The 24,157-nt window shown below is 43.0% G+C and carries 16 protein-coding genes and 3 pseudogenes; 2 read left to right on the top strand and 17 right to left on the bottom strand.

Features of this window, described 5'->3' with window-relative positions; translation table 11 throughout:
* Positions 1-21 precede the first annotated feature (21 nt).
* The gene (locus I1A42_RS03790; RefSeq protein WP_196122706.1) at positions 22-267 is read right to left on the bottom strand and encodes a hypothetical protein; all 246 of its coding nucleotides are present in this window, start codon (positions 265-267) and stop codon (positions 22-24) included.
* Between the two features lie 263 nt (positions 268-530).
* Here I1A42_RS03790 and I1A42_RS03785 point away from each other — a divergent pair.
* A pseudogene (locus I1A42_RS03785) lies at positions 531-1,371 on the top strand (hypothetical protein).
* A gap of 173 nt (positions 1,372-1,544) precedes the next feature.
* On the opposite strand, the gene I1A42_RS25275 reads toward I1A42_RS03785, so the two are convergent.
* From I1A42_RS25275 to katG, 14 genes and pseudogenes are all read right to left on the bottom strand, one after another.
* Entirely contained in the window at positions 1,545-2,108 is a 564-nt protein-coding gene (locus I1A42_RS25275) for an RHS repeat protein (RefSeq protein WP_196122705.1), read from the bottom strand.
* Between the two features lie 214 nt (positions 2,109-2,322).
* Positions 2,323-2,886: a hypothetical protein gene (locus I1A42_RS03770; protein WP_196122704.1), complete on the bottom strand. Its 564-nt coding sequence runs from the start codon at positions 2,884-2,886 to the stop codon at positions 2,323-2,325.
* Positions 2,876-7,696: an RHS repeat-associated core domain-containing protein gene (locus I1A42_RS03765; RefSeq protein WP_196122703.1), complete on the bottom strand. Its 4,821-nt coding sequence runs from the start codon at positions 7,694-7,696 to the stop codon at positions 2,876-2,878. Before I1A42_RS03765 ends, I1A42_RS03770 begins: the two co-directional genes overlap by 11 nt.
* Positions 7,693-8,604, bottom strand: coding sequence for a DUF4123 domain-containing protein (locus I1A42_RS03760; RefSeq protein WP_196122702.1), 912 nt, complete (start codon positions 8,602-8,604; stop codon positions 7,693-7,695). Before I1A42_RS03760 ends, I1A42_RS03765 begins: the two co-directional genes overlap by 4 nt.
* Complete coding sequence (locus I1A42_RS03755; protein ID WP_196122701.1) at positions 8,601-9,584, bottom strand: DUF4123 domain-containing protein; 984 nt, start codon at positions 9,582-9,584, stop codon at positions 8,601-8,603. The genes I1A42_RS03760 and I1A42_RS03755 overlap by 4 nt, the downstream gene beginning before the upstream one ends.
* The gene (locus I1A42_RS03750) at positions 9,581-10,489 is read right to left on the bottom strand and encodes an ankyrin repeat domain-containing protein (protein WP_329604798.1); all 909 of its coding nucleotides are present in this window, start codon (positions 10,487-10,489) and stop codon (positions 9,581-9,583) included. The genes I1A42_RS03755 and I1A42_RS03750 overlap by 4 nt, the downstream gene beginning before the upstream one ends.
* 382 nt (positions 10,490-10,871) lie before the next feature.
* Positions 10,872-11,168, bottom strand: a pseudogene (locus tag I1A42_RS25270) (PAAR domain-containing protein); the annotation flags it as partial.
* A 2-nt stretch (positions 11,169-11,170) separates the two neighbouring features.
* Positions 11,171-13,231 carry a type VI secretion system tip protein TssI/VgrG gene (gene tssI, locus I1A42_RS03740; RefSeq protein WP_196122699.1) on the bottom strand — a complete coding sequence of 687 codons (2,061 nt, stop codon included), beginning with the start codon at positions 13,229-13,231 and terminating at the stop codon, positions 11,171-11,173.
* 267 nt (positions 13,232-13,498) lie between these two features.
* Positions 13,499-14,017 carry an Hcp family type VI secretion system effector gene (locus tag I1A42_RS03735; protein WP_161157188.1) on the bottom strand — a complete coding sequence of 173 codons (519 nt, stop codon included), beginning with the start codon at positions 14,015-14,017 and terminating at the stop codon, positions 13,499-13,501.
* A gap of 718 nt (positions 14,018-14,735) precedes the next feature.
* Positions 14,736-17,117: a DUF4238 domain-containing protein gene (locus I1A42_RS25135; RefSeq protein WP_329604797.1), complete on the bottom strand. Its 2,382-nt coding sequence runs from the start codon at positions 17,115-17,117 to the stop codon at positions 14,736-14,738.
* A gap of 250 nt (positions 17,118-17,367) precedes the next feature.
* Entirely contained in the window at positions 17,368-17,598 is a 231-nt protein-coding gene (locus tag I1A42_RS03725) for a hypothetical protein (RefSeq protein ID WP_196122698.1), read from the bottom strand.
* 116 nt (positions 17,599-17,714) lie between these two features.
* Positions 17,715-18,056, bottom strand: a complete 342-nt coding sequence (locus I1A42_RS03720; RefSeq protein ID WP_196122697.1) for a DUF6602 domain-containing protein — start codon at positions 18,054-18,056, stop codon at positions 17,715-17,717.
* Between the two features lie 96 nt (positions 18,057-18,152).
* Positions 18,153-19,256, bottom strand: coding sequence for an HNH endonuclease (locus tag I1A42_RS03715; RefSeq protein ID WP_196122696.1), 1,104 nt, complete (start codon positions 19,254-19,256; stop codon positions 18,153-18,155).
* A gap of 394 nt (positions 19,257-19,650) precedes the next feature.
* A complete protein-coding gene (katG, locus tag I1A42_RS03710; protein ID WP_196122695.1) occupies positions 19,651-21,825 on the bottom strand; it encodes a catalase/peroxidase HPI in 2,175 nt (724 codons plus the stop codon).
* 336 nt (positions 21,826-22,161) lie between these two features.
* On the opposite strand from katG, the gene I1A42_RS03705 reads away from it, so the two are divergent.
* The gene (locus I1A42_RS03705; RefSeq protein WP_196122694.1) at positions 22,162-22,395 is read left to right on the top strand and encodes a hypothetical protein; all 234 of its coding nucleotides are present in this window, start codon (positions 22,162-22,164) and stop codon (positions 22,393-22,395) included.
* A gap of 124 nt (positions 22,396-22,519) precedes the next feature.
* On the opposite strand, the gene cas6f is transcribed toward I1A42_RS03705, so the two are convergent.
* Together cas6f and csy3 are read right to left on the bottom strand one after the other, a co-directional pair.
* Positions 22,520-23,122, bottom strand: a complete 603-nt coding sequence (gene cas6f, locus I1A42_RS03700) for a type I-F CRISPR-associated endoribonuclease Cas6/Csy4 (protein WP_196122693.1) — start codon at positions 23,120-23,122, stop codon at positions 22,520-22,522.
* Positions 23,123-23,124: 2 nt separating this feature from the next.
* A pseudogene (csy3, locus tag I1A42_RS03695) lies at positions 23,125-24,154 on the bottom strand (type I-F CRISPR-associated protein Csy3).
* Positions 24,155-24,157: the final 3 nt, after the last annotated feature.

Below are 24,157 nucleotides of genomic sequence, written 5' to 3'. Positions count from 1 at the left end.
AGTTGAAACATTAAGTATACTTTACATAAGAAATAATTCAGTATAATCTCGCCATTTGACATCTTTTATATAAAACCCTATTTTTATATTACCCTTTTCTACTTCATCCTTAGTTAATGCTGGGAAAATTATATTTAATGATCTATCTTTGTCATTAACTTTATCTTCTATTTGAATGAATGGTAATGACGTTATACTTGCTAATTCATATTTACTTTCCTGATAAGATAAATTTTTACTATCTTTTCCCCAGGAAGATTCTTTCATCCATTTTATATGATCGGACACAAAAACGGTATTATACCATACCGTCCCTATCTGTTGGATAATGGTTATTCCTAACCCGATGAAATTTAACCGCCCAGTCAAAGATTAAATTTAATTTGGACACACATCTTAACATGGGTTCACTAAACCACTCTAGTTACCCGATATTTCTTTGATTTCAGTCGTAAGTTGTCGCTCGTTTTATATCGTATCTATCGTAAATTCATCATAATTGATAACTCTTATATTGCCCGAGACAACATATGACAACGGCCAGATCTCAACTCATTTGCCCTGAAGTGACACCTTACTATCACTGTGTTTCGCGTTGTGTACGCCGCTCTTTCCTCTGTGGCAAAGATGGTGTCACCGGCAAGTCTTACGAACACCGCAGGGCTTGGGTTGAAGAACGGATGCTGGCTCTCACTTCCGTCTATTGTATTCGGATTTGTTCTTACGCCATTATAAGTAATCATTACCACCTCGTGGCATTGATTGATAAAGAAACCGCTCTCTCCCTTTCAGACCTCGAAATCGTTGAACGATGGTGCAGTGAACATCAAACCCCTAACATTATTCAACGTTGGCTGGCAAACCAAATCTCGTCCAAAGCCGAATCACACACTTGCAGCCAACTGATTAAGACTTGGCGTCACCGCTTGTATTCCCTAAGTTGGTTTATGAGAGAGCTTAACTATGACATTGCCGTGCAAGCTAATAAAGAAGACCAATGCACTGGCCGTTTTTGGGAAGGGCGATTTAAATCTCAAGCCTTATTAGACGAAAAAGCGCTGCTTTCCGCCATGGCTTATGTCGATCTCAATCCTATGAGAGCAAAAATGGCTGACTCACCTGAACAATCCGATCACACTTCGATACAAGCTCGATTGGGTAGGAAGGCAAATAAGAGACGATAAGCGCGGGCATATCAATAACCGCATGCCAATCATACTCGAACGGCTCTCCCTATCCCAACAAGAGTGTTTAACGCTATGTACTGAACTAGAGAAGAAGCCCAGAGCTTGGGTTGGTTCAACCATAGAACTCCAAAATGCCAAAGCTAAGCTCGGTAGAAAAAGAATGCTGGGTCTGACGATTTCTTAATAAATAGAACAGACTGCGACAGCATATTCTGCTTTTTCACTACACCTATAATCACCTTTCTATTCAAAACAACAACAACCTAACCGATATCAATACTTACATTCATGCCTGAATAGGCTTTGCATTACTTTACCTGCAGGCTCTTTGAGTTAGAACCTTTAACACAACAATATTTAACGGTGTGTGTCCCATTTAAATTGGTAGTGATACTGGGTGACCGACCCCATTGGGTCCGTCGCCGAGAGCAGTTTATCAAACGCCCCATAAGTAAAGGTTGATGCATTACCCAGCGCATCCGTTACCTTAATAAGGTTGCCTTCAATGTCGTATTTAAAGCTGGCGTGGGTACCATCTTCATACCACACTTGGCTTGGCATGCGCTGCGCATCTTCATAGCGCCAGCGACGGGTTTGATTGGCGATAGTGCGCGCTTCTAAGCGGCCTAACGTGTCATAAGCAAAACTCACCGCTTCACCCATCTCTGGGCGTAACTGCACTAAGCGACCAAAGTCGTCATAATCATAACGAACCGCAAGCCCATCAGGGCCTTGACTTAACGTGCGTAAACCGTGCTCATTGTATTCATAATGCCATTGATGACCATCCGGGTCGGTTACCGATTTGAGAGTGCCTGCTGCGTGGTACTCTAACGCCCAACTGGCGCCCAATGGATTAACATAAGCTGTTAGCTGCCCAGCATCATTGTATAGATATTGGTGAGCAATCCCTGAAGGCAATGTGACCGAAGTAAGGTTACCTAACGCATCGTAAGTGTATTCCGTGCGCTATCCAAGTGGATTGACGATGGCAGATACTTTCATAAATAAAATATCTGCTATTTAAACGCAATGATGCAAGCTAAAATGAATTAAATTTTATTCTACAATATATACTTCCTCCATCAATTTTAAAACAAATACACTCCTTACAGTAAAAGACACCTTAATAATATTATTTGATATTAAAATCATAATTTTCATCGCGTGGGTCTATAATGCAATCAAAGAAATCAACCTCTTTAAAATCAAAATAAAATCCATACTCATCGGACCTGCTTCTTTTTAAGGATGATATTTTAACTTTATATTCACCTTCTTTAATTCTATACCTAATAAATTTATTTAAAACCTCACCTGAAAAGGTAGAATATGATATAACATCATCTTCTACTTTAAAGTTATTAGCATCCCATTTATCTAAGCTAATTAAACTACCTAACCAAATTTCATTATCACTTCCAACAGACAAATTAAACTCACCTACTTCACAAACTACTGCCCAGTTTTCTACACACTCATCACGATTGAATATCATTGTATAATCAATCGCATCAACTTCCACTATTGGCAACCATGCCCCAAACTTCAACGATTCTAAATATAGATCATTATGTTCATTTAGCTTTGTTAATATTTTCTTACCTCGAATCCTTTTTTCTTTCAAAAATTGTTTCATTTTTTCTGGTGAAATCAAGAAAAAACCATAATCTGAAAGGGATAATACGTTAGTGTTCATGCTTAGGTGCCTCTAATATATGTTTTTCAATTATGTTCAACGCTTCTATTGGTGTTACATTTCTCTTAATTATTTCATCTGTATAAGGAATTTTTAAGAATCCTTTTTCACTTATACCTGAATATGCTTTTCTTGCTCGCTGAAAAAAATCTTTAACAGAGCCTTCAAATTTACTGCCATGAAATGGGACACCTTCATTGATCAATAGTCTGTGAAGTTGCTTATGTAAGTCATCGCTTCCTGCGACTCTATTGGGATACCAAGCAATAGCTTTATTGTGTGAAAAATCATCTAAAGCTAATTTTTTCGCTACTGATCTTGGTAATAAATGATGCCCCATACCAGAATGTTTTAATAAAGAATATAACCCCAACGGATCCACCCATTCCATTGGGTTATGCACATACGCTTGAGGTCGCAAGCCGCCCAGCATACCTATTGGGTCTGAGCTGAGGTATTGGCCGCTGTCCGCATCGTAATAACGGTTTAGGTTATAGTAAAGCCCAGATTCTTTATCTTCAAGCTGACCTTGATAACGCAGATCACAGTGTACTGGGTCGTTGGCTGCATCTTCAAATAGCCGCTTCACATTACTTTGTAATGTCTGAGTATGGCGATGCCATAAGCCTTGCTCACCACGCCACACAATATCACCGTCTTCCGCGCACAGCTCCCGAGGGGTGCCAGCGTGGTCGGTCACCACGTAATGCAGTTTTTCAATAGCGAGCGTATGGTTGGTATCGACTTGCGCAACCGGTCTAAACGAACCCGGTTCATATATGTATTCTGTGCTTTGTAAGGCTTCACCATTGGCCGTTTTCAGCGTTTGCTGAATCACTTGCGCGCCATCGTAAAGATAGTGCACTTGGTGGCTGGCTTGTGCGCCTTGTTCACACTCTTTGGCAACTCGTCGACCAAAGGCATCGTAGCGGTAGCGCCAGCGTTCACCATTAGGCAGTTCAATCCGGGTTAAGCGGTCATGCTCATCCCACGTAAAGCGGGTCGCTTGCGGGCGAAAGCCCTCTTTGCGTTCTACTTTCTGTATTGCCCGACCACACTCATCGTAATGGTAGGTAAAGCGCCCTACTTGCACCACTCGCCCTGCATTATCGTAGTGGCGTGCTTCTTTGGTCAGTATCGCTTGGCTAATTGGCACCACATTATCGGTGTATTGTGTTGCGCTGGCCGTTTCATTTAAGTTCAGTTCGCTGTCGTAACCAAACAAGGTCACAAACTGGCGTAGGCTGCCCTTGTGTGGCGTAAAGGTGCGTTGGGTAATTTGGCCATTGCGGTTAAGCTCAAAGCGTTCACTGCCCCAGTGGTTATCATCAATGCCCACTAAACGGTCGAGGTTATCGTAGTGGTATTCCCGTAATGCTTGTGGCATCCCCGTGATAGTTTGCGTGCCTAAGCGCTGCGCTTGTAATCGCCCTTTCTCATCCCAATCGTGATGCAAGTGAAAACCTTGACCATTTAAACGTTGCTGCTCTAACCCCATGGGGGTGTAGTTAAACTGTAACGCTTGGTGGTTACCCACTTGCAGCCCAGCTAACTGACCTTGTTGCCATTGGTATTGGCGTGGAGTGTGAGTGCCGGTCAGTTGTTCGCGATAGCCCGCTTTATCATAATGGTGAGTCAGCGGCACGCCACCTAGGCTCTCTTGCAACAGTTGGCCACCCAAGCTGTATTGCATCACCACGTCAATATCGCCGTTTTCCGCACTGATTAAACGCCCGGCATCGTCATACTCATACCAAGTGCGACTGGTGCGTTCACCCTGTGGGTCGAAGGTGTGGTTTTCGGTTAACTGCCCATCTTGGTTATAGAGGTAGGTTAAGGCGTGTTGGTCGGGTTTGGTGTGTTGCACCAAACGCCCTGCCAAATCATATTGGTAACGCTCTTGACGTCCATCGTAATGGCGCTCGGTATGAATGCGACCACAGGCATCAAACTCATAACGCCACTGGCGACCTTGGCTGTTGGTGACCCCAGCAAACTCCGCCATCGGGTTGTAATGATACTGGGTGACCGACCCCATTGGGTCCGTCGCCGAGAGCAGTTTATCAAACGCCCCATAAGTAAAGGTTGATGCATTACCCAGCGCATCCGTTACCTTAATAAGGTTGCCTTCAATGTCGTATTTAAAGCTGGCGTGGGTACCATCTTCATACCACACTTGGCTTGGCATGCGCTGCGCATCTTCATAGCGCCAGCGACGGGTTTGATTGGCGATAGTGCGCGCTTCTAAGCGGCCTAACGTGTCATAAGCAAAACTCACCGCTTCACCCATCTCTGGGCGTAACTGCACTAAGCGACCAAAGTCGTCATAATCATAACGAACCGCAAGCCCATCAGGGCCTTGACTTAACGTGCGTAAACCGTGCTCATTGTATTCATAATGCCATTGATGACCATCCGGGTCGGTTACCGATTTGAGAGTGCCTGCTGCGTGGTACTCTAACGCCCAACTAGCGCCCAATGGATTAATATAAGCTGTTAGCTGCCCAACATCATTGTATTGATATTGGTGAGCAATGCCTGAAGGCAATGTGACCGAAGTAAGGTTACCTAACGCATCGTAAGTGTATTCCGTGCGCTCTCCAAGTGGATTGACGATGGCTGAAAGCAACTCGCCTTGCCACTCTTGCAAGGTTTCAGCGCCATCGGCAGCCACTACTTTTATAGCTCGGTTTCGCTCATCCAGATGGTATTGCACCACTCCGCCCAACGCATCGTTATGGTAGGTGATATGGCGCTCATCATCATAGCGCACTTTATCCCACCAAAAATCGCCCGAGCAGCGTGTCGCAATCGCCCGCCCTTGTTCGTCAAAATCGTGCTCAACCCAGGTATGCGCTAAGTCATCCCAGCGAATGAGGTAACCTTGTTTGTCGTATTGATAATCAAAGTTACAGCCGGGGCCTGCGCGCACTTGTAATAGACTGCCATACGCATCGTAATCGTACGTCGCCAATGTTTCTAAAGGCTCACCATTTGCATCACACAAGGTCACCGATTCAATTCGGCGGTGCTGGGTCGCGACTTTGACATAGCGACCATCGGCCAACAACACACCTTTTAGTGTACCGCGGTCGTAAACGAATTCGGTTTCATGACCAAACCCGTCGGTAATTTTGCTCAGTTTAAGGGTATTGCCCAATGCATACCCAAACCGATATTGCAGGCCAGACACATTGGTTAGGGTGAAATCAAACCCATCACGCTGCAGAACCCAACCGGGTTTGCGTATAGAAAGTGCTGGTTCATTTGCGCTAGGCAGTGGGAACAGTGCTCGACTATGATCATAATCGACCCATTCCGCTTCTTCACCATTAATCTCTAAGCTAATATCCCAATTGGTGCGCCACAAACGTCCCAGCAATCCTGCTTCGCGTTTACCTGTCGACTGGTAATAACGAGTCATCGAGAGAGGCATTAGACCATCGACGGTGAAATCGGTACGAGTTTCTAGCATTTTACCCGTGTTTAAATCGATAGGTTCCGTTCCAGTGCATTCATGTGTATTGGTGCTTGCTGCCGATTCACTTTCTGTAACCTTAGCTTCTCTGGACGCTTGTGCACTACCATCGCCATGGGTTAAGTCCGCCTTACCAGCATTGAGTTGCTGAGCATCTTTCAATGTTTTTTTCGGCGCACTCGTTCCGGTAATTCGCGTGGTCACTTTCCCAATGAATTTTTCCACTTGCTTGATAAGCCAGTTGATCATTTGATCGATTTTTTTCTCAAGCGTTTCCATCGCTTTAATGATGCCTTCAAAAGCACCCGCAGCGAGTTTGACGATCCAACTGTCACTTTCGTTGACGACTTTCTTTAAGCCATCAATAATTTGATCCAGCAGACTGAGTGCTTTTTTAGCGTATTCTTTTAATGTGCTAGCTAACCCTTTTAAGTACTTAACGATATTGCCGTTTGATAACCCGCGCAGGACTTTGATAGCAAACTGAATCGACCGTGAATCGGATTTTTTTAAGGCGTTAATGATCGCTTTGCCGGTTTTTTTGGTCGCATCACCAAGGCCCGGAATAAAACCAATCAACACCAAAGCACCTTCAGCCCAGTGCCAAGTATCGAGATTTTTTCCTTCATAGGTTCGCCAACCCCAGTCGCCTAGATCGTAAAGATCCATGGCTTGCCCAACGACAGGGACAAACCCCAAAGCAATTTGACAGAATAGCAAAATCGCACTGTTATCTTGAGCATGACCCGCTAATTCCCCAGCCAAACTACAGTGCATTTTGTTGACCGCTATGCGCAGTTCTGTCGGGCCTTGGTTTATCTTGTAATACAGTTTCCAGAAACGGTCGTAGGCTTTTTCATACTTATCAGGCACATTCCAAGTATCGCGATCGACATCAACATGGCTATTGCTGCTATCATCCGCATCGTAAACCAAACATCCCGCCTTACGCAGTAAGGTAAAGAGCGCAAAATATTCACCAGCGAGTGCTGCATATTGAGGGTTCTTTTGGATGACAGGGTTATTTTCAGCCACTGACGTTGGCTTGAATTCATCACTCCCTTCCCCAAGCAACAATTCGTAACCACCACAGCCCATGTTAGTGACTTTGCACATCCCATTAGCATCAGTTTGTCCGGAAATTTCCGTTTTATTGCTATCGGTTAGAACAAAAGAAGCATTCCCAATGGGCTTATCATTGTCATAGTGATAACGAATAAAAATTTCACACCCACATTCCACACAACCGCCATCAAGGACATTGTCAGTAGAAAAGTTTTGTTTCGCGGCCTCTGCACTAGACAACAATTCGGCCTTTTTACTGTCACTCATGATGGTGTTGATTCCTCATCGATATGGTTGACCGCCTCTGCGACTAAGCGATCCATGCGGCTTTCATTGCCCACAAATTGGGGCGATTGCAAAATGGGTTGCGCCCAAGGGGCGAGATAAAATGTGTCGCCTAATAGCACCGTTAGGCTTAAAAAAGTGGCGACTTCAGCCTGTTGTTGAAAACCCAACTGGCGCGCCTGTTCCACATGGGTTTGAATAAAGGTTTGCCAAGCATCTTGGTCCCAGTCATGGGTAATTTTGTGCTGCTGAAAGAGGTGATCCTGATACTGTTGGAAGATCTTACGTTCATTCCACCAGCTTAAAGCTTGATATTGAGTGTCATCTAAGCGATTAGGCATCACCATTGGTGTGCTAGAGAGTGGGAAATCACAATGGCGCACCATTGCATTGTCATCCCCAGTTGACCAATATCCGATCGTTTTAAGTGGCCCTTGCAGATCAGGAAGGCGTTCATTTGGTGTCGCGTTCCACAACACGTTAAAAATATCCCAATCAGTTAATCGCAAAATGACGGTGTCTTGATTTGGCAGCTCAACCAATGTCCATGCGCGAAAATGCTGCATCACCAACCGAATTTGTTCATCAAGCTTATAAGAATGGAAAGACTCATGAAGCTGCACGGCTACGCCCCAATGGGGTATGGCGGTAATATTGTCACTCAACCATTGCCACTCAGGCATTGGCAATAAGTAGGGAGAAATGGAGGCATGTTGCTCTCCCATTTTTCCCCAATAAAGGCGTTGTTCGATAGCTCTGTCATCGGCGACCAAACTGCGTACGTTACTGTTTATCGCAGCATCCGCGATAATAAACCATCCCGGCTGTTGCAGGTCTTTCTTCCAGTCTCCCATCGCGACGAGAGCGGTACCATTTAGATGTTCGTTCATGGTAATAATCTCGCCTCGCCTTCAATGCCTAACCAAAATTCGGTTCGGTAGTCTTCAAGCTCAACCTCACCAGCCTGCACTTTTTCATAAAATTTACCGATCGCTTTGCGCAGTGTGAAATGGCCTAACATTTGCTGAAATAGCGGGTGTTCATAGAAACGGTCAGCAATATAAAAGCGATATAACGCAAAGGTCTGAGCATCCAACTTGGAAACATCTCGATATCGCTGGGTGGCTATCTCCATTCCCTCGTAGAATTGCTCTGCCACCTTATCTCTAGATAAGATCCACGCCGAGTTAGGGGCAATTTTGCGATAGGTTTGATCAATGATTCTTTCAAGCTGTTCGGGATAATAAAATTGGTCATGCTGCTCTTGAGTCAGAGTAATCGGAAAACTCGCAGCATCTTCTTCACTAAGCTCATCACGTTTGACAGCGCCTTGCTTAATTTCACACTCACGCAACCGGATAACGCCGTCTTCTCGGATCGGATAGTAAACTGCCTCATGCTGACCAATAAAATCCAGCTTTTGCGCTGGTGTTAATATCTCAAACCAACGAGGCAGCACTTTTTCGTCATAAAAGCGCAGCATCATGGTCTTGTCGTTAGCACTGATAAAATAAACCCACTGCTGCCAATGTTGAGCGAGCGATTCAAATGAACCATCAAATACCCCCACAAAACCCAAACGCTCTACTAAATCTTCATTTTCACACAGCCAGTAATACAATGTTTCTCCGGGATTACCATCAGTGACTGAGATTAAAATGGGAGCCACCTTTTCCAAATAAGCCAGAGGTGTCCCAGCGACTAACGAGCACCACTGCACATCATCTCGATATTGCATGGTGTCCCAGAATTCTTTGGCAGCGGGAAAGAGCGCTTGCTCAAACAACAAATACACCAATTTCCCCGCAGCGTTATCGAGCACAGGGAATAGCGGATTTGGATGTGGTTCAACAAGTGGGAATTGGTTCAAAACTGATGCTCTATACCGTAGCGTTCTTTCAAAATTGCCTCATCTTGGCGTTTGATCTCATCCGAAGGCTCTTTTACAAAAGGATTCACCCCTTCTATTTTGCATTCACTACGTGGGTAATCCCCTGAAGGCTCCTTACAGAAAACAATATCGCGAACAAAGCGCTCTCCCCATGGAGAAAGGGCTGGAAACTTAACACCTTGAGATATTAGTTTTTCCTTAATCTGTAACATCGTCTGGTAAGCTTCTGAGTTAGGATCTATATGCTCTAATTCGAACTCCACACTATAAGCTACCGATATTCCTGCTGAGGTAACATAATGACCGTCAGCGCCATGGTCGAGTAAGTACAAAGCATTTTTAAATTGAACCGATAGCATACCGAATATCGGAGTTTCTCCTTTTTCATTAAGAGCGTTCACGTCCGCTCCGTATTGCACCAACACCGGCAATGAGTTCGATTCATCGATATTATGACTATGAAATATCAGCGGATCTCCTTCTTCGTTTAAATTAGGATCCATGCCTGATTGCAATAGCACCTCTAACGCCTTTGCATCAGGGTGCCACATAGAAATGTAACCCGCATTACCTTGTTCGGGAATGTCAATAGAAGGATCACTGCCCAGCTCCATCAACACCTTAATTGCATCCAATTTATTGGCAATAACCGCATAAACTAATAATGTGACTCCATGCTCACCCCGTGCATTAATATCATCCAGTTGCGATGCGAGCTGCTTTATTTTTTCAATATCCTGACTATTAACGGCTTGCGCCACCTCTAGCATGGGGCCAGAAAATAGATCTTTCGGGTTGATTTTATTACTCATTTTTTTAACTACTCCGCCAACAACTATGGTCAGTGCCATCACGATAACAGCAACAATTACCCACTTAATCACTGCTTCACCTCACTTGCTAATTGGTGCAAATCGCCCACTTTGAGTTCTTTAAGCGATTAACAAGTGGAAATGGCTGCACTTTCTACTCTCACATTTTTGACGTAGAAGATGTCGAACTAGCTTTGTTACTCGAACTGCTGGTTAACTTGCTAGAACTTGCTGACGTTGAAGCTGATTTTGACAAGGTGTTATCTACCGCTAAATCCACTGCCGTACTCGTTAATTGTTCCTGAATCAGGTCACTGAACATATCGGAAGAGAATACAGGACTATTCCAGACCGCTGATATGGGTTCGGCCAATGGCAATATCTTTAAGAATGTAGATTGCTCTTGCGCCGCGCCTTCACCGCATGATTGCGTTGTAGAACTGTAGGGCGTGTCACCAATTAAAACGTCACCCGAACCAGAAGCAACCGAACCACCACAATCAATCGCATCCCCCACGCGGGCCGCGGGTTTACCGTTAATCGACACCGTTGAAGAGCCAGCATTGATCGTTCGTCCATGCACACCATGAACCACATAAGGACACGGGCAAGAGTGCAATAGAGCGGCATCCCCCTTTCGAGCAGCCGGTTTACCATTAATCGATACATCGGAACTACCGGCAATAATGGCGGTTGGTGGAAAACAACCGTGCCCCCCCGCAGTATCGCCAAGCCTTGCTGCTTTAGGCATATTTAACCCCTTTGATCCGGTTTATCTGGTTCTTGCGGTTTATCTGTATCATCTGGCGTGACCATAGTCGGCGCTGTTCCTGTATCAGGAGAGCCACCTTCGTTGATTTTCACTTTGGTTCCAGAGATCGTCACGCCCGCACTATCGATTTTCACAAAACCGCCCGGCCCTTTTATGGTCAGTGAGCTATTGGCTTCTAACACCACTGTTTTCGCATTGAGATAACTTTCGTTACTCACTTTAATTCTTTGATTTGCGCCGATTTCTTTCTCTTCAGAAGCGGCCACTTGGGTAACAGAACTGCCATCAATCTTATTGATCACCCCGCCAGTAATATAACGACTGACTTTCCCCAACACGCGCTGCACAATATTTCTCCCCACTTTTTGGTGGTGGTCTTGGCCATATTCTTCGGTGACATTTTTGCCAACCAGACGATGTTCATTTTCTGTAATCATCTCGTATTTATGGCGCCCAATGCGGGTGTGTTGATCAACGCCCACTGACTCGCGATGAATATTGTTGGTCACAATATCTTGGTCTTTTTGTGCGTGAATATAAATTTGCTCAATACTGGATTCATCTTCAAAACGAATTTCATTTGACCCATCACCTTTATGGGTCTGAGTTTTCAGTACTGTGCGCGTTTTATGATTGGGTAATAAATAAGGAGCGACGTTAGTGGCATGATAAGTACGCCCAGTAATAATGGGTTGGTCTGGATCGCCATGTAAAAATGACACGATCACTTCATGGCCGATGCGAGGAATCGCAATAAAGCCGTATTGTCCGCCGGCCCAGCCTTGAGAAACACGCACCCAACACGAGCTCTTTTCATTTTGTTGGCTTTCTCTATCCCATGGGAAATGCACTTTCACGCGGCCATCTTTATCACAAAAGATTTCTTCTCCTGATGGGCCAACCACCTTAGCTATCATCGGGCCATCAACCTGCGGTTTCGGCTGAGGAGCGGCTCGCCATAACGTTTTGCCCGGAACACATTGGAATTGGTTGGAATAAGTGGTGCCGCCACTCCCTGCTTCCTCTTCCAATGCTTGAGGTTGTGTCCCTTGGTGGGTGATTACCGTCACCAGCCATTCACTGTTCATCGAATCTTGCAAATGATCGGTGAGTGCGAATTTCACGCCGGCTTGTAAAGCAGGTTCGTTCGATAATCCTTTGCCTAAAATCACATTACGGCGCAGATATTCCATGCGAAATTCGCTAAAGGCTTTACCTGACGTATCGTCTTTATAGCGCCCAGGAAAATCAAAATGCTCATACATCGTTTGCTGATGATCGAGATTCTGCCCCTTTTGCTCCTGCAAAAAACCGTATGTCGGTTTTTTAAAGCTGTAATCTTGCATGACAACACTGCTTGATTCGCTTTGGTAATCCACTTCAAGCGCTGAGATATAAGGGGTATCAGTCGCACCACCTGAGAGTACGTTGTATGGCACTTCAACTGACTTTTTCAACTTGGAAGTATCATCGGTAAACATCACGGTATGTTTACCTTTTTCATGTTTGATGTAATACACAATCCCTTCTTCTGCCGCGAGACGATGCATAAACTCCAAGTCACTTTCACGATACTGAACACAAAACTCTCGCTGCGATAAAGTACGTTTCAAAGAGAATGAATAATCGGTAATTTTCATTTCATCGAGTAACGTTGAAATGATGTCTTGAACCGTTTTCGTTTGAAAAATACGACTGTTACGACGGAGAGATAATCGTTCTAACGCTGACACCAGCGTCAATTTATAAAAGGTGTGGTTATGGCCGATATCACCCAACGTAAAAGAACGCACAATACCGTGCACATATTGAACGGGTTCTCCATTAAGCCATACTGTCAATAAGCCGGCTTTGTCGACAATGTTTTCCGCTTTAAGGCTGGTATTGCGACTCGCTAACTCCAATTGGTAACGGAAACCAAAGCAAGGTGATCCCGATTGTGTGATCGAGTCAGAAATAGATTCTTGCCCCTCATAACGAGTGACAAGTAATGCATCATCGTCCTGACCATCGACGGTAAATGTATAACCTAATGTTGCCATTGAATGCTTACCCCTAACCAAATTGGTTGTGCTATATTTTAATAATCTAAACCCCATAAACTCGGCAATAACGCCTTATCGGGTTTACACTATCGTTTGGCTTTAAAAGAAATGTTTGCCCACCACAAACGGCGTTTGAGAATTTCGCTAATGCTTTCTATTTCGGAAGCAAAATCACAAACTTACGCTCATAAAGACGATAAAAGCGCCAATATTACTGGCGCTTTTATCATGCTATCTAGATAGATATTTATCTTTTAAAGCGAATTACGCTTCAACAGGCTTACGCCAGTCGTCAGAACCAGAAGTACCTGCGTTCACGTGATCCCAAGTGATTTGACGGTAAGTCAAAGACACAGTTAGGTTTTGTGTGAAATCAGATTTTGTTGGATCTTGGCAGTGTGGCATTTCACAACGGATATCAACAATTGATGCGTTTTCCAAAGTCGTTGTGAAGAAGTTTTCTTGCTTACCTTCAATAGAAGTGCGGTACCACTTTAATGTCACAGAAGACATTTTTTCACCCGATGCCAGTGCGTTATAAAGTAGAGGAACCGCTTTATTTAATGACACAGTGAATTTAAATGCTTTGTGTACACGTTGACCAGAAGGCTGACCAGATTGAGGATCAGTCGGTACAGTTACACTGTGGTCAAACTCTTGAACCAACATTTCATCTTCGTGACCTTCAACATAAGAGTCACCGATTGAATCTGCAGTACATGCGCCTGCAGTGATAAGACCTTGGGTTTGACCTTCGATAGAGATATAACATGGAGTTGGCATTGCAAATTCCTTTCAATAAGTAGTTGGGACGCTAAATAATGCGCTATATCTACTAAAGCAATTGCAGTGCCATTTTTATGCACAATAAAATCAATGGGTTATATTAATAAAGGAACTAGTAGGGCAATTTTTGGTTTTATTAGGCAACTTATTGCTTGAAACGACCATTTTTTTGGTCGTCGGGATCTAATGCTGTTATTGGTGATCTTAACCGGCAAGGATAATCAGATAATAAAGAGTATGGGTACTCACTCGAATGACAAGAAATAACGCGAATCACCATCATGAAAAATTTAATAGAAGATATGGAGATTAAAGACAGATCTGACAGAGTGTACTAAACTAACTATGTGAAAAAGAAAGGGGAATTTTTACGGAGCCAAATGTCGCTGAAAGCATATAGTGTCCTACTACCCTACCTACAATCAATTAGTTAACAACACCCTGAAACCATAACGTGTCCCAAATTGAAAGCATAAGTTGTCCCATTTTGAAGTAGTGTAATTTCAAGTGATAGTGAATGTAGGAAAATTACATATAGATTTACAGACATGAACAACGTGTCTGTAACTGATTTCTGGACAAAACTGTTTTAGTAACTTTGCTAATTTAGCAAATTGTGAATTATTTCAGGTATGGAAAGTCTCCTAAAGGCGTGTCTAGCATAGGTGGTACAGTTCTGTACTTACCCGAATTAGCTGTCGGCTCTTAATATAGTTTATTCTGGAAGACCAATACCGTAAATCGACCTGACTCGATTGTCATATCTCAGACATCCAGACTGAGCCAATAACCGTTGAACATTAGTGTCATAGAATCCACCCTCTGGGCAGAGTACTTTGAATGAACTGGTCACTAACTGATCGTTAACTTGTTCGAGTTGGTCAACAAGCTCTCTAGCCTGACCAGCTAATCGAGTCAATTTAGCTACATCACGATCGTCGCCCAAGACCATACGATCTGCCGTCTGTATAAGATTTCTGGCTATAGCGAAGTGACGTTGAGATTTCTGAAACGTTTCTAGGAACTGGTAATCGATAGGAATTGAGCTTAATTGACTCAAAGCATCGAACCATGGATAGTTTATTACTCCCTGCTCCCTGTGTTGTGCTGAAACTAATTCTCGCCATCTCGAATTACTGTCTGTGATTATTACTGAACCTGTTACCTGTGCAACAAACAGTGCCATTTCATAATTTGGCCCCATTCTAAACTGCATGAACTGCCCTCCTTCTCCAGCATTCATCTGTTGCAACATCATCAGTGGTGAAGCCTCTGCATGGAGTTCTAATTCGGAAATGCTCTCTGTTGCCATTTCTTCAGTTAACCCAAACTGATGCATTAGCACTTGGATTTTCGCGCCTCTAGGCATCATCGCTATTGAATTTAGCAAGTCTTCAGTTGACAGACAAAGGTATAGTCGCCGATCTTGCTCGCAGATTATCTCGTCTGGACGAGCCCGATCTCTAGCCATGTCCATCATGGCTCTCATTAGACTGAGGTCAAATTCGCTTGGATTGGGAATAAGGTTAACTAGGCCGAGCCCAATAAACGGCTCTATCTCAAGCATGAATAAAAAATCCTTTAATGCTTGATATTTATACTTGCTTGGTGATTCTGTTGGGCTAAATTCTGGCCTGATATTGTTAGGATTGGTTATTGGTGTTTCTATCAAAAATTCGTCAAATGCAGACGCCAACGGTAATGCATGAGCACCAATCACCCGCACGTCTAATGGGCCTGTATACAGCCCTCTAAATTTTCCATCGGGCTTGGGAAGCAGCGAGTAAATATCAGTTTCACGAGGCCACAAGGATGAATAGAAACCGTAGATTTTGGATATCTGATCGTCAGATAGTTCGCGCCTGACATCCAACCATGTTTTACCGCTATCTAAACCAAGAACATTACGAATACAGTTGCAAAATGCTAGATTTCGCTCACGAATACTTGCGACATCCCAAGTAGCGCGCAGGTCTACAGGAACGTTACGACAACAATTCTTGTACTTTCGGCCACTACCACAACCACAAAGGGAATTTCGACCAATCTGAGCTTCGTCGATATTCTTGTTCAGGTAATCATTTGGAGGTGTAATCCGGCCAAATGCATCCTGATAGTGAACGGATCCATCTTCAAACTTGGCAAACATTTCACCACCATATCTGTACAGTTCACCAGATGGAGGCAACAGGATGTGCCTTATATCAGCCCAATCACAAGTTAAATCATTTTCAGGGTATAGCCATTCCTCTTTGCCTGCTGCAACTGATGATTGAGCTCTATTTTTAATAACGTAGTTAATTTTGCTCACTTCGTCTGAGGTTAATTTACGAGAGTTGATAAACTCAATGGTGTTGACCATGCTTTGACGAATACGGGTGGCATTGGTTCGTTGCTGAAGCGGATTTACGTTATCTGGGTCCTGAGCATATTCAAGGTTCGTCAGAATCAAACATCGATTCTTATCTAAAGGAAATATGGTTTGCGACCCCTTTAAGGAAATATCAGGATCACTAGGGTATCCACACAACTCAGAATCTGGAGAGCAGGCATAGTTGTAAATTGTCACTGGATGGTCTGACACTATAAACTTAACGTCAGAATTCTCAGCAGATACTAGTTCCCGTACACCTTCAGCCCAGAAAGTACAGTGCATAGACCGCAGAGATTGCATTTCCATCATGAGTTGTAGCTGAGTTAGTTCTGGGTATTTACTCTGAATCCAGTCTAAACCTTTTGGTGTTCTTAGCTTTTGAGCATCAAGATAAATGAATAGATTCTGAAAATTCTGATGCCATTGAGATTGGTCGTCAGTTAGGAATGCACGAATAGCTATAGAGCCATTGTCATCAATAGGACCAAAGAGTTTTTGTTCGATCTCATCATTAACTTCTGTTCCCCAAAATGTTGAATAGAGATCTTTTTTATAGAAACGTTGAGCGGAAGTTTGCCATTTCTTGGAATAGACCGTTTTGGTTTCACCATTCTTCAGGTCAAGGTCTCGGCGCATTAAATGGCAAAGCTGATTATCTCGCTCATCCATAAAGCCTTTTTGGTGCCATTGCGGCACAAAATGGTTATCTCTTGTTTTAGTCACTTTATCGCCATCATATCAAAGCATCTTCATACATATGGGTAGCGTATCGCAATAATTTGGTTATCGGAAGCGGACAAACAATTTAGTTACTCAAAGTACGTCACATTACTTATATTAGGGTATAACACGACTTAATCACGCCATAATGATACCTCGGCTAGAACGCCTTGGGGCAAAAGCTTCTTGGATTAAATGACGTGGTGGCATTAGTTCACATAAGAAAAAGTGGCTTGAAACCTTAAACGTACGGCTAGTCCAGTAGTGAAAAATAATTTGATAAAGAGAACCGTTGCTGGTTAGACACCTTTAACGATTCAGTTACACAAGAAATAAATGCCAACATTGACTGTGATTTCCCAGACCCTTCGTACCAATTCCCTGCCGCAGAGCGACCATAAAATAACTCACTTTCTATAACAAAAACGCCGTCAGGATAGCTAAAATCTGTTGGTTTGATGAAATGATCCGTTAATGAAGACATTTTGCTATAACCTTTAAACGAAACTATGAAAGTTGGTATACGCAAAGTGCTATTCATAACAAACTCACTGCCAGTGACAGCATACCTCTGAATTTTTTTGATTTCTTTAACTTTATCTAGGGCTTCTTTTTTTGGTTGTATAAGTCTGACTTTATTTCAAAAGCAGCACCTACTGCACCCGCAACATACAGTCTGTTAGCTTCCGAAGCTACTGGAAAGCTCAGCGAGAAAGGCTGCTCGATGATTGCATCAACATGCCCTGTATTTCGATTATCTTCATCGATAATTGCACCAGAGCCAACTCTGTAGGACGGAGGTAGAATATGTGACAAAAGTTGCTTAGTTACAATCTCTCTTTCAGCGCCAAGTACAGGAGACGTATAACCAATGGTATCTTTGTGTGTACTCATTAAAGCACTATGCAAATTTTCTAATTTTTCTTTGAATAAATTACTCATTAGTTACCTATATCTCGAATTTCATGATTAGCCTAACGCCCGCATTTGCGGCTGGTTTGGAGCTAAGCGGAAAACCAGTCCGTCAACATGCGTTTTTTATGTTTCGTTAATCCATATTGGTACGTTCCCAGCCCACTTTTCATGATTACCCCACTCTAACTCAACGTCTACACTTAGTTTATGATCGACTAACAGAGGAGACTTGATTGTTACCCTTTCAAATCTATTTACAAACCCCAAAGCCGGCCTAGAGTCTGGGTTATTTTCATCATCGGGTGTTGGTATCAACGATAGCCTTATAAATTCGAGCTTAATCAACTTGGATAAAGTCTCTAAGTCTTCATGATAATCACGGTAGTATTCTGAAACAAATGACCCCACAGTAGGGTCTCCCCACCACTCACCATATACAGTACCCGTTGCAACAGTTAGATGTTGAATCGCGGCATCCATGCCGGAAACCATTTTCAGATCGCCATTTTCGAAACTGATATCGCCATCATCCCCAATTGCCAAATCACAACCTGATAAGTTTGGATCTATGGGTTCATACTTATTCTCTACTTTTATGACGAGTGAAATCTTTCCATCCTCTCCATAAATGATTTCAATTGGCTCTTTTATTTTTCTAGCATCTCCTTGAGATTCAACAAGAACAAATTTATCTTCTGTCTTTATCGAAGATAAATTTGAAATATAATTATCCAATTCATTTCTTGAGCCTTTTAGAAACGAGTCCAGCTTGAATCGCCATTCATTTTGAGCAGCCGATTCCCAATGCCCATTTATAATGATTTTAAAACCAATGGCTATTAAGGTGCTGTTGTCTTCAAAAACATATCGCTCTTGGTACTTCAGATTATTATATGCATGCTCTTCTGCTTGCGCTTTCCACAATCGAAGAGTTTCAGCTGAAAATTCAGTAAAATCCGCATCTATAAATGTTGCATGACTACGGCACATCCAAATTCCATTCTGAATAGCTTTTCTTTGAACAGAGGACATCGTTGCATCATAGCGGGGCCCATCTGGCGATGCTGCATGGATATGAGCAGCCTCACCAAGATTCATTGACTTAGAGTCATCTCCCATTTTCGGCCCGACAGTAATTACTCCACAATTAGGGAAACTACATCTCCACGCAACTCTTTCGGCCATTGTTTTCTTAACCGAAGGTGTAAAATTATCCCTGTTGCTCATATTCCTCCAGAAACATAACAGTATCTCATTCCATATAAGTGTAGAGGGAAATACCGAACAAATTCACTTATCATATTGTTTTTCTTGATTAAAAAACAAACTCAAAATTCAAAGTGAAGACAGTATCAGTATGACATCCCACACAAAACTAACTACATGTTTAGATATTAGAATAAATAGGTCAAATGATGACAAAAGAAATGTGTCCCAAATCTTAGGCTGGCACAATTTGGGGCAAAAGTGCGTTACAGTTCTTAAATGGGGAAGTGTTTTTCCTCATACTCCTCAACCAATGCAGCTAGCCTTTCAAGTTCCTCATCTTCTGTAGTGTCTGACAATAAAAAAACTCCTGCCAATGGCAGGAGCTTTCATTCTTCATATTGATTTAATCGTATTAGATTAAGTCAAAACGATCCGCGTTCATCACTTTAGTCCAGGCTGCGATGAAGTCTTTTACAAACTTCTCTTGGTTATCATCTTGAGCGTACACTTCAGCGTAAGAGCGCAAGATAGAGTTTGAACCAAATACCAGATCAGCACGAGTTGCAGTGAACTTCGCCTCGCCCGTCTTACGGTCACAGATATCGTAAGAGTTACGACCTGTTGGTTTCCAGGTGAAAGCCATGTCCGTTAGGTTCACGAAGAAGTCATTGGTCAACGTTCCTACGCGGTCAGTAAACACACCGTGCTTGCTGCCACCGTGGTTAGTACCTAACACACGCATACCACCAATTAGCACAGTCATCTCTGGAGCTGTCAAACCTAGTAATTGAGCACGGTCTAGTAACATCTCTTCAGGAGTCACTGTGTAGTGCTTCTTCTGCCAGTTACGGAAGCCATCAGCAACAGGCTCAAGAACATCAAATGACTCTGCGTCAGTCTGCTCTGCCGTTGCATCACCACGACCCGCAGCGAAAGGCACTTCAAAGTCGTAACCTGCTGCTTTCACCGCGTTCTCGATACCTACGTTACCCGCAAGAACGATAGTATCAGCAATGCTAATACCGAACTCTTCAGCAACCTTAGTTAACTCTGCAAGCACTCGAGCCAAACGCTCGGGTTCATTACCTTCCCATGCGTTTTGTGGAACTAAGCGGATGCGAGCACCGTTTGCACCACCACGTAGGTCAGAACCACGGAAGGTACGTGCACTATCCCATGCTGTTGATACAAGCTCAGAAATCGTTAGGTCTGTTGCTGCAATTTTCGTTTTAACTGCTTCAACATCGTAACCTGTTGTACCCGCTGGCACTGGATCTTGCCAAATCAAATCTTCTGCTGGTACATCTGGACCAACGTAGTTTGCTTTAGGGCCTAAATCACGGTGTGTAAGTTTAAACCATGCTTGAGCAAACACATCATCAAAGTAACCGGGATCTTGGTAGAAACGTTCTGAGATCTTACGGTATTCAGGATCAACTTTTAGCGCCATATCTGCATCTGTCATCATAGGGTTATGACGGATTGATGGATCTTCAACATCAACAGGCTTATCTTCTTCTGCGATATCTACTGGTTCCCATTGCCATGCACCAGCCGGACTTTTCTTCAGTTCCCACTCATGCTCAAGCAACATTTTGAAGAAACCGTTATCCCATTTGGTTGGATGAGTTGTCCATGCACCTTCCAAGCCACTGGATACCGTATTACGACCAATACCGCGAGACGTATGGTTGTTCCAGCCAAGACCTTGCTCTTCAATTTCAGCCGCTTCAGGGTCAGCACCAAGCTCAGCAGCATCACCATTACCGTGAGTCTTACCTACAGTGTGACCACCGGCAGTTAGTGCTACGGTTTCTTCATCATTCATTGCCATGCGGGCAAATGTTACACGCATATCTGCGGCAGTTTTTAGTGGGTCAGGGGTACCATCTACACCTTCTGGGTTTACGTAGATTAAGCCCATCATTACAGCTGCAAGAGGGTTTTCCAGATCACGCTCACCAGAGTAACGGCTACCTTCACCACCAGATGGTGCTAACCACTCTTTTTCAGAACCCCAGTAAATGTCTTTCTCTGGGTGCCAGATGTCTTCACGACCGAATGCAAAACCGAAAGTTTTTAAGCCCATTGATTCATACGCCATATTACCCGCAAGAATCATCAAATCAGCCCAGCTGATTTTATTGCCGTATTTTTTCTTGATAGGCCATAGTAGACGACGCGCTTTATCTAGGTTGACGTTATCAGGCCAAGAGTTTAGTGGAGCGAAGCGTTGGTTACCGGTAGAAGCACCACCACGACCATCCGCAGTACGGTAGCTACCCGCAGAGTGCCAAGCCATACGGATCATCAGGCCGCCGTAGTGACCCCAGTCTGCTGGCCACCACTCTTGGCTATCTGTCATCAGTTCTTTTAAGTCTTTCTTTAAAGCTTCTACATCAAGCTTTTTCAGTTCCTCACGGTAGTTGAAATCTTCACCAAGAGGGTTTGTTTTCTTGTCATGTTGATGAAGAATGTCTAGGTTTAGAGCATTAGGCCACCAATCCATTACCGTGGAACCTGTTGAAGTCATACCGCCATGCATCACCGGACATTTTCCTGATGACGGATTATCTTTATTAGTCATTATGGTCTCCTTTCTACGAAGAACGATTTAATTAACAAATTTAACATCTAATTGATATAAAACTAAATCCATGGTTATTTATTGAACTTTACAACAATTAGCTTAATGCTAGTTGTAAGAATAGACTGAAAATATTTGTTATTTGTAGACACCAACACACTATAGTAGTCGGATCGAAATTTGACCGAACTCCTGATACGGAACTTTTTTGCTGAAACAGTTTAGACGTTCGATTAGTTCGTTATTACTAATATTAGAAATTGTAAGTAAAAGTGTAACTCGCTGAAGCTAGCAATTGAAAGGTTGAAACTCATTTAGGGGCAAAAACGAGTTTGAATGACGACTGATGTTTTTACGCTGATAGTTCTTTATCAATCACAAAAAAATGCGGCTACAAAAGTAACCGCATTTTTATTTTTTGGCTTAGTTTCCGCTAGCCCAGCGATTTTAGGTTGCTTTCTTCCTGACCTATTCTTAGCCGCCTATCCGGCGGTTCACACAGATTTACTTTACTATCCTCAAAGCCTGTTATTCTTAGCCGCCTATCCGTCGGTTCACTATAAACCTTAGACGCTAACGCTCTGATTAGTTTGCTATTCGTCACAATCTAGCTAATATACCCTTATTTTTTGGTCACGTTATAACTTTATGAATTTTAAAAGAATAAATATCTGCTCTAAAAATAAGGTCAAAATCAAAATATAGGCACTGTACCTGTCCAACGCTCGTTGGAAGCAAAGCCGTAACTATTGAACTGATTTTCATCACCTACTGCATTGGTAAATTGTCTCTGAATATGAAGAATAAATTGTTGTCCTGTTGAATGACTGTCTATGGGTATACAGTGAAAAGGCTTAAACTCACGCTCTTCAGCCGGTTTGGGAACGTAGCCTGTTCCTTGAGCTTCAGCCCTTGCTAATGCTCTTTTAATTCGTCTCTTTTTAGAGCCATTAAACATTTTCTGAATGGTTTTGTTGTATACAAACCGAGCGTCTATCACATCTTTGGGGATTAGCGCTATTGGTGATACATCGAACAACCCTTCGTTCATCATGGTTGAAAAGTATGGTTGGTAACAAAGACCTGTAAGGATATTTTCATGTTCAGAAACAAACATGATGAGATCACCAATATTTTTCTCATTCCAACGAGGAAATGCTACACCAACACTATTCTTAAACGAATGATTTCGTTCTTGTGATAAAAAGCCATGCATCGTTGAAATGCAACGTCCGGCTAAAAACTCATAATCAGCTCTTTCAGGTAAAAATCGAATCGAAAAGTAATATCTCTTCATTGTTACTCATCCTTATTCTTCTTTTTACTCGAGCCGCTGAATACTCCACCTTTTACTAGAACAGCCATAATAAAATGAACGTCATTGGGAATTTCACCACTGGTATTCATAACCTCGAGAAACTCCTCTGTTCTTATGATTAAAGAATAAAAGTCCCGTTTATCAACCACGTGTCGACGCGCAATGACATATTCTTTATCCGCACCATATTCGTTTACTCTTAATGGTTTATCGGCATCATCCGCCCACCAATCATCAATTAACTGAATGGCTGCACCTACCTTTTGAGCATGGAATGACACCGACTCTTCACCGTCAATAAGAACTTTGGCTAACTGTTTACTTGGCTGACCAACCACTTTGACATCAATAAACTCCTGACTCGGATAAATTTCATCCCCCCATCCAACAGTCAGTTTTGCTCTTACATCCATATTGAAATAATGAGTTTTGTCCGATAAGGCTTTACTAAGATATTCACTCAACCCATTCAGTGCTACTGCAGCATCGCCTTCCCAATCACCATTCCAAATACCGAATATCATCAATCTGCCATTGTTGCTGTTCTGTTTTCACCTCAATCGAAATATTTCTGCATTCACGATTACGCCACAACCAAGTTCCCATCAACAAATTCGTTGCATAACGCCTTGCTAGTTCTCGATACCCACCCAAACGCTGATAACTTTCGGCAAGTCGATGGAGAATGTCTCGTATTTCAGCATCCGAACATACTTCTGGTGCTAATGAATTAGCTCGAATCCTAAGAGAAAATGAACAATAAATTTCGTTCACTCCAGGAGGAACGTAACACTCCTCGACAAACTGGGGATGAGCGTGTGCTAAGTCTTGCGGAGCTAAATTATTAGGTTTGAAATCGCCCGTAAAAGCTAATGAATAAGCCGATTTGGCCCCCCTAATATGGGTTAGGTCTACTTTAAGAGGCCTTAGACGTTCATTTTCAAGATAATAGAAATAGGCTTTCCCAGAAGATAATGAACGCACGTAATTCAACTGACTACATAGTTTCATGAT

This window comes from Vibrio nitrifigilis (assembly GCF_015686695.1).
Classification (GTDB): domain Bacteria; phylum Pseudomonadota; class Gammaproteobacteria; order Enterobacterales; family Vibrionaceae; genus Vibrio; species Vibrio nitrifigilis.
The sequence above is the reverse complement of the archived record's forward strand: the minus strand, read 5'-3'. Positions and strand labels throughout refer to the sequence as shown.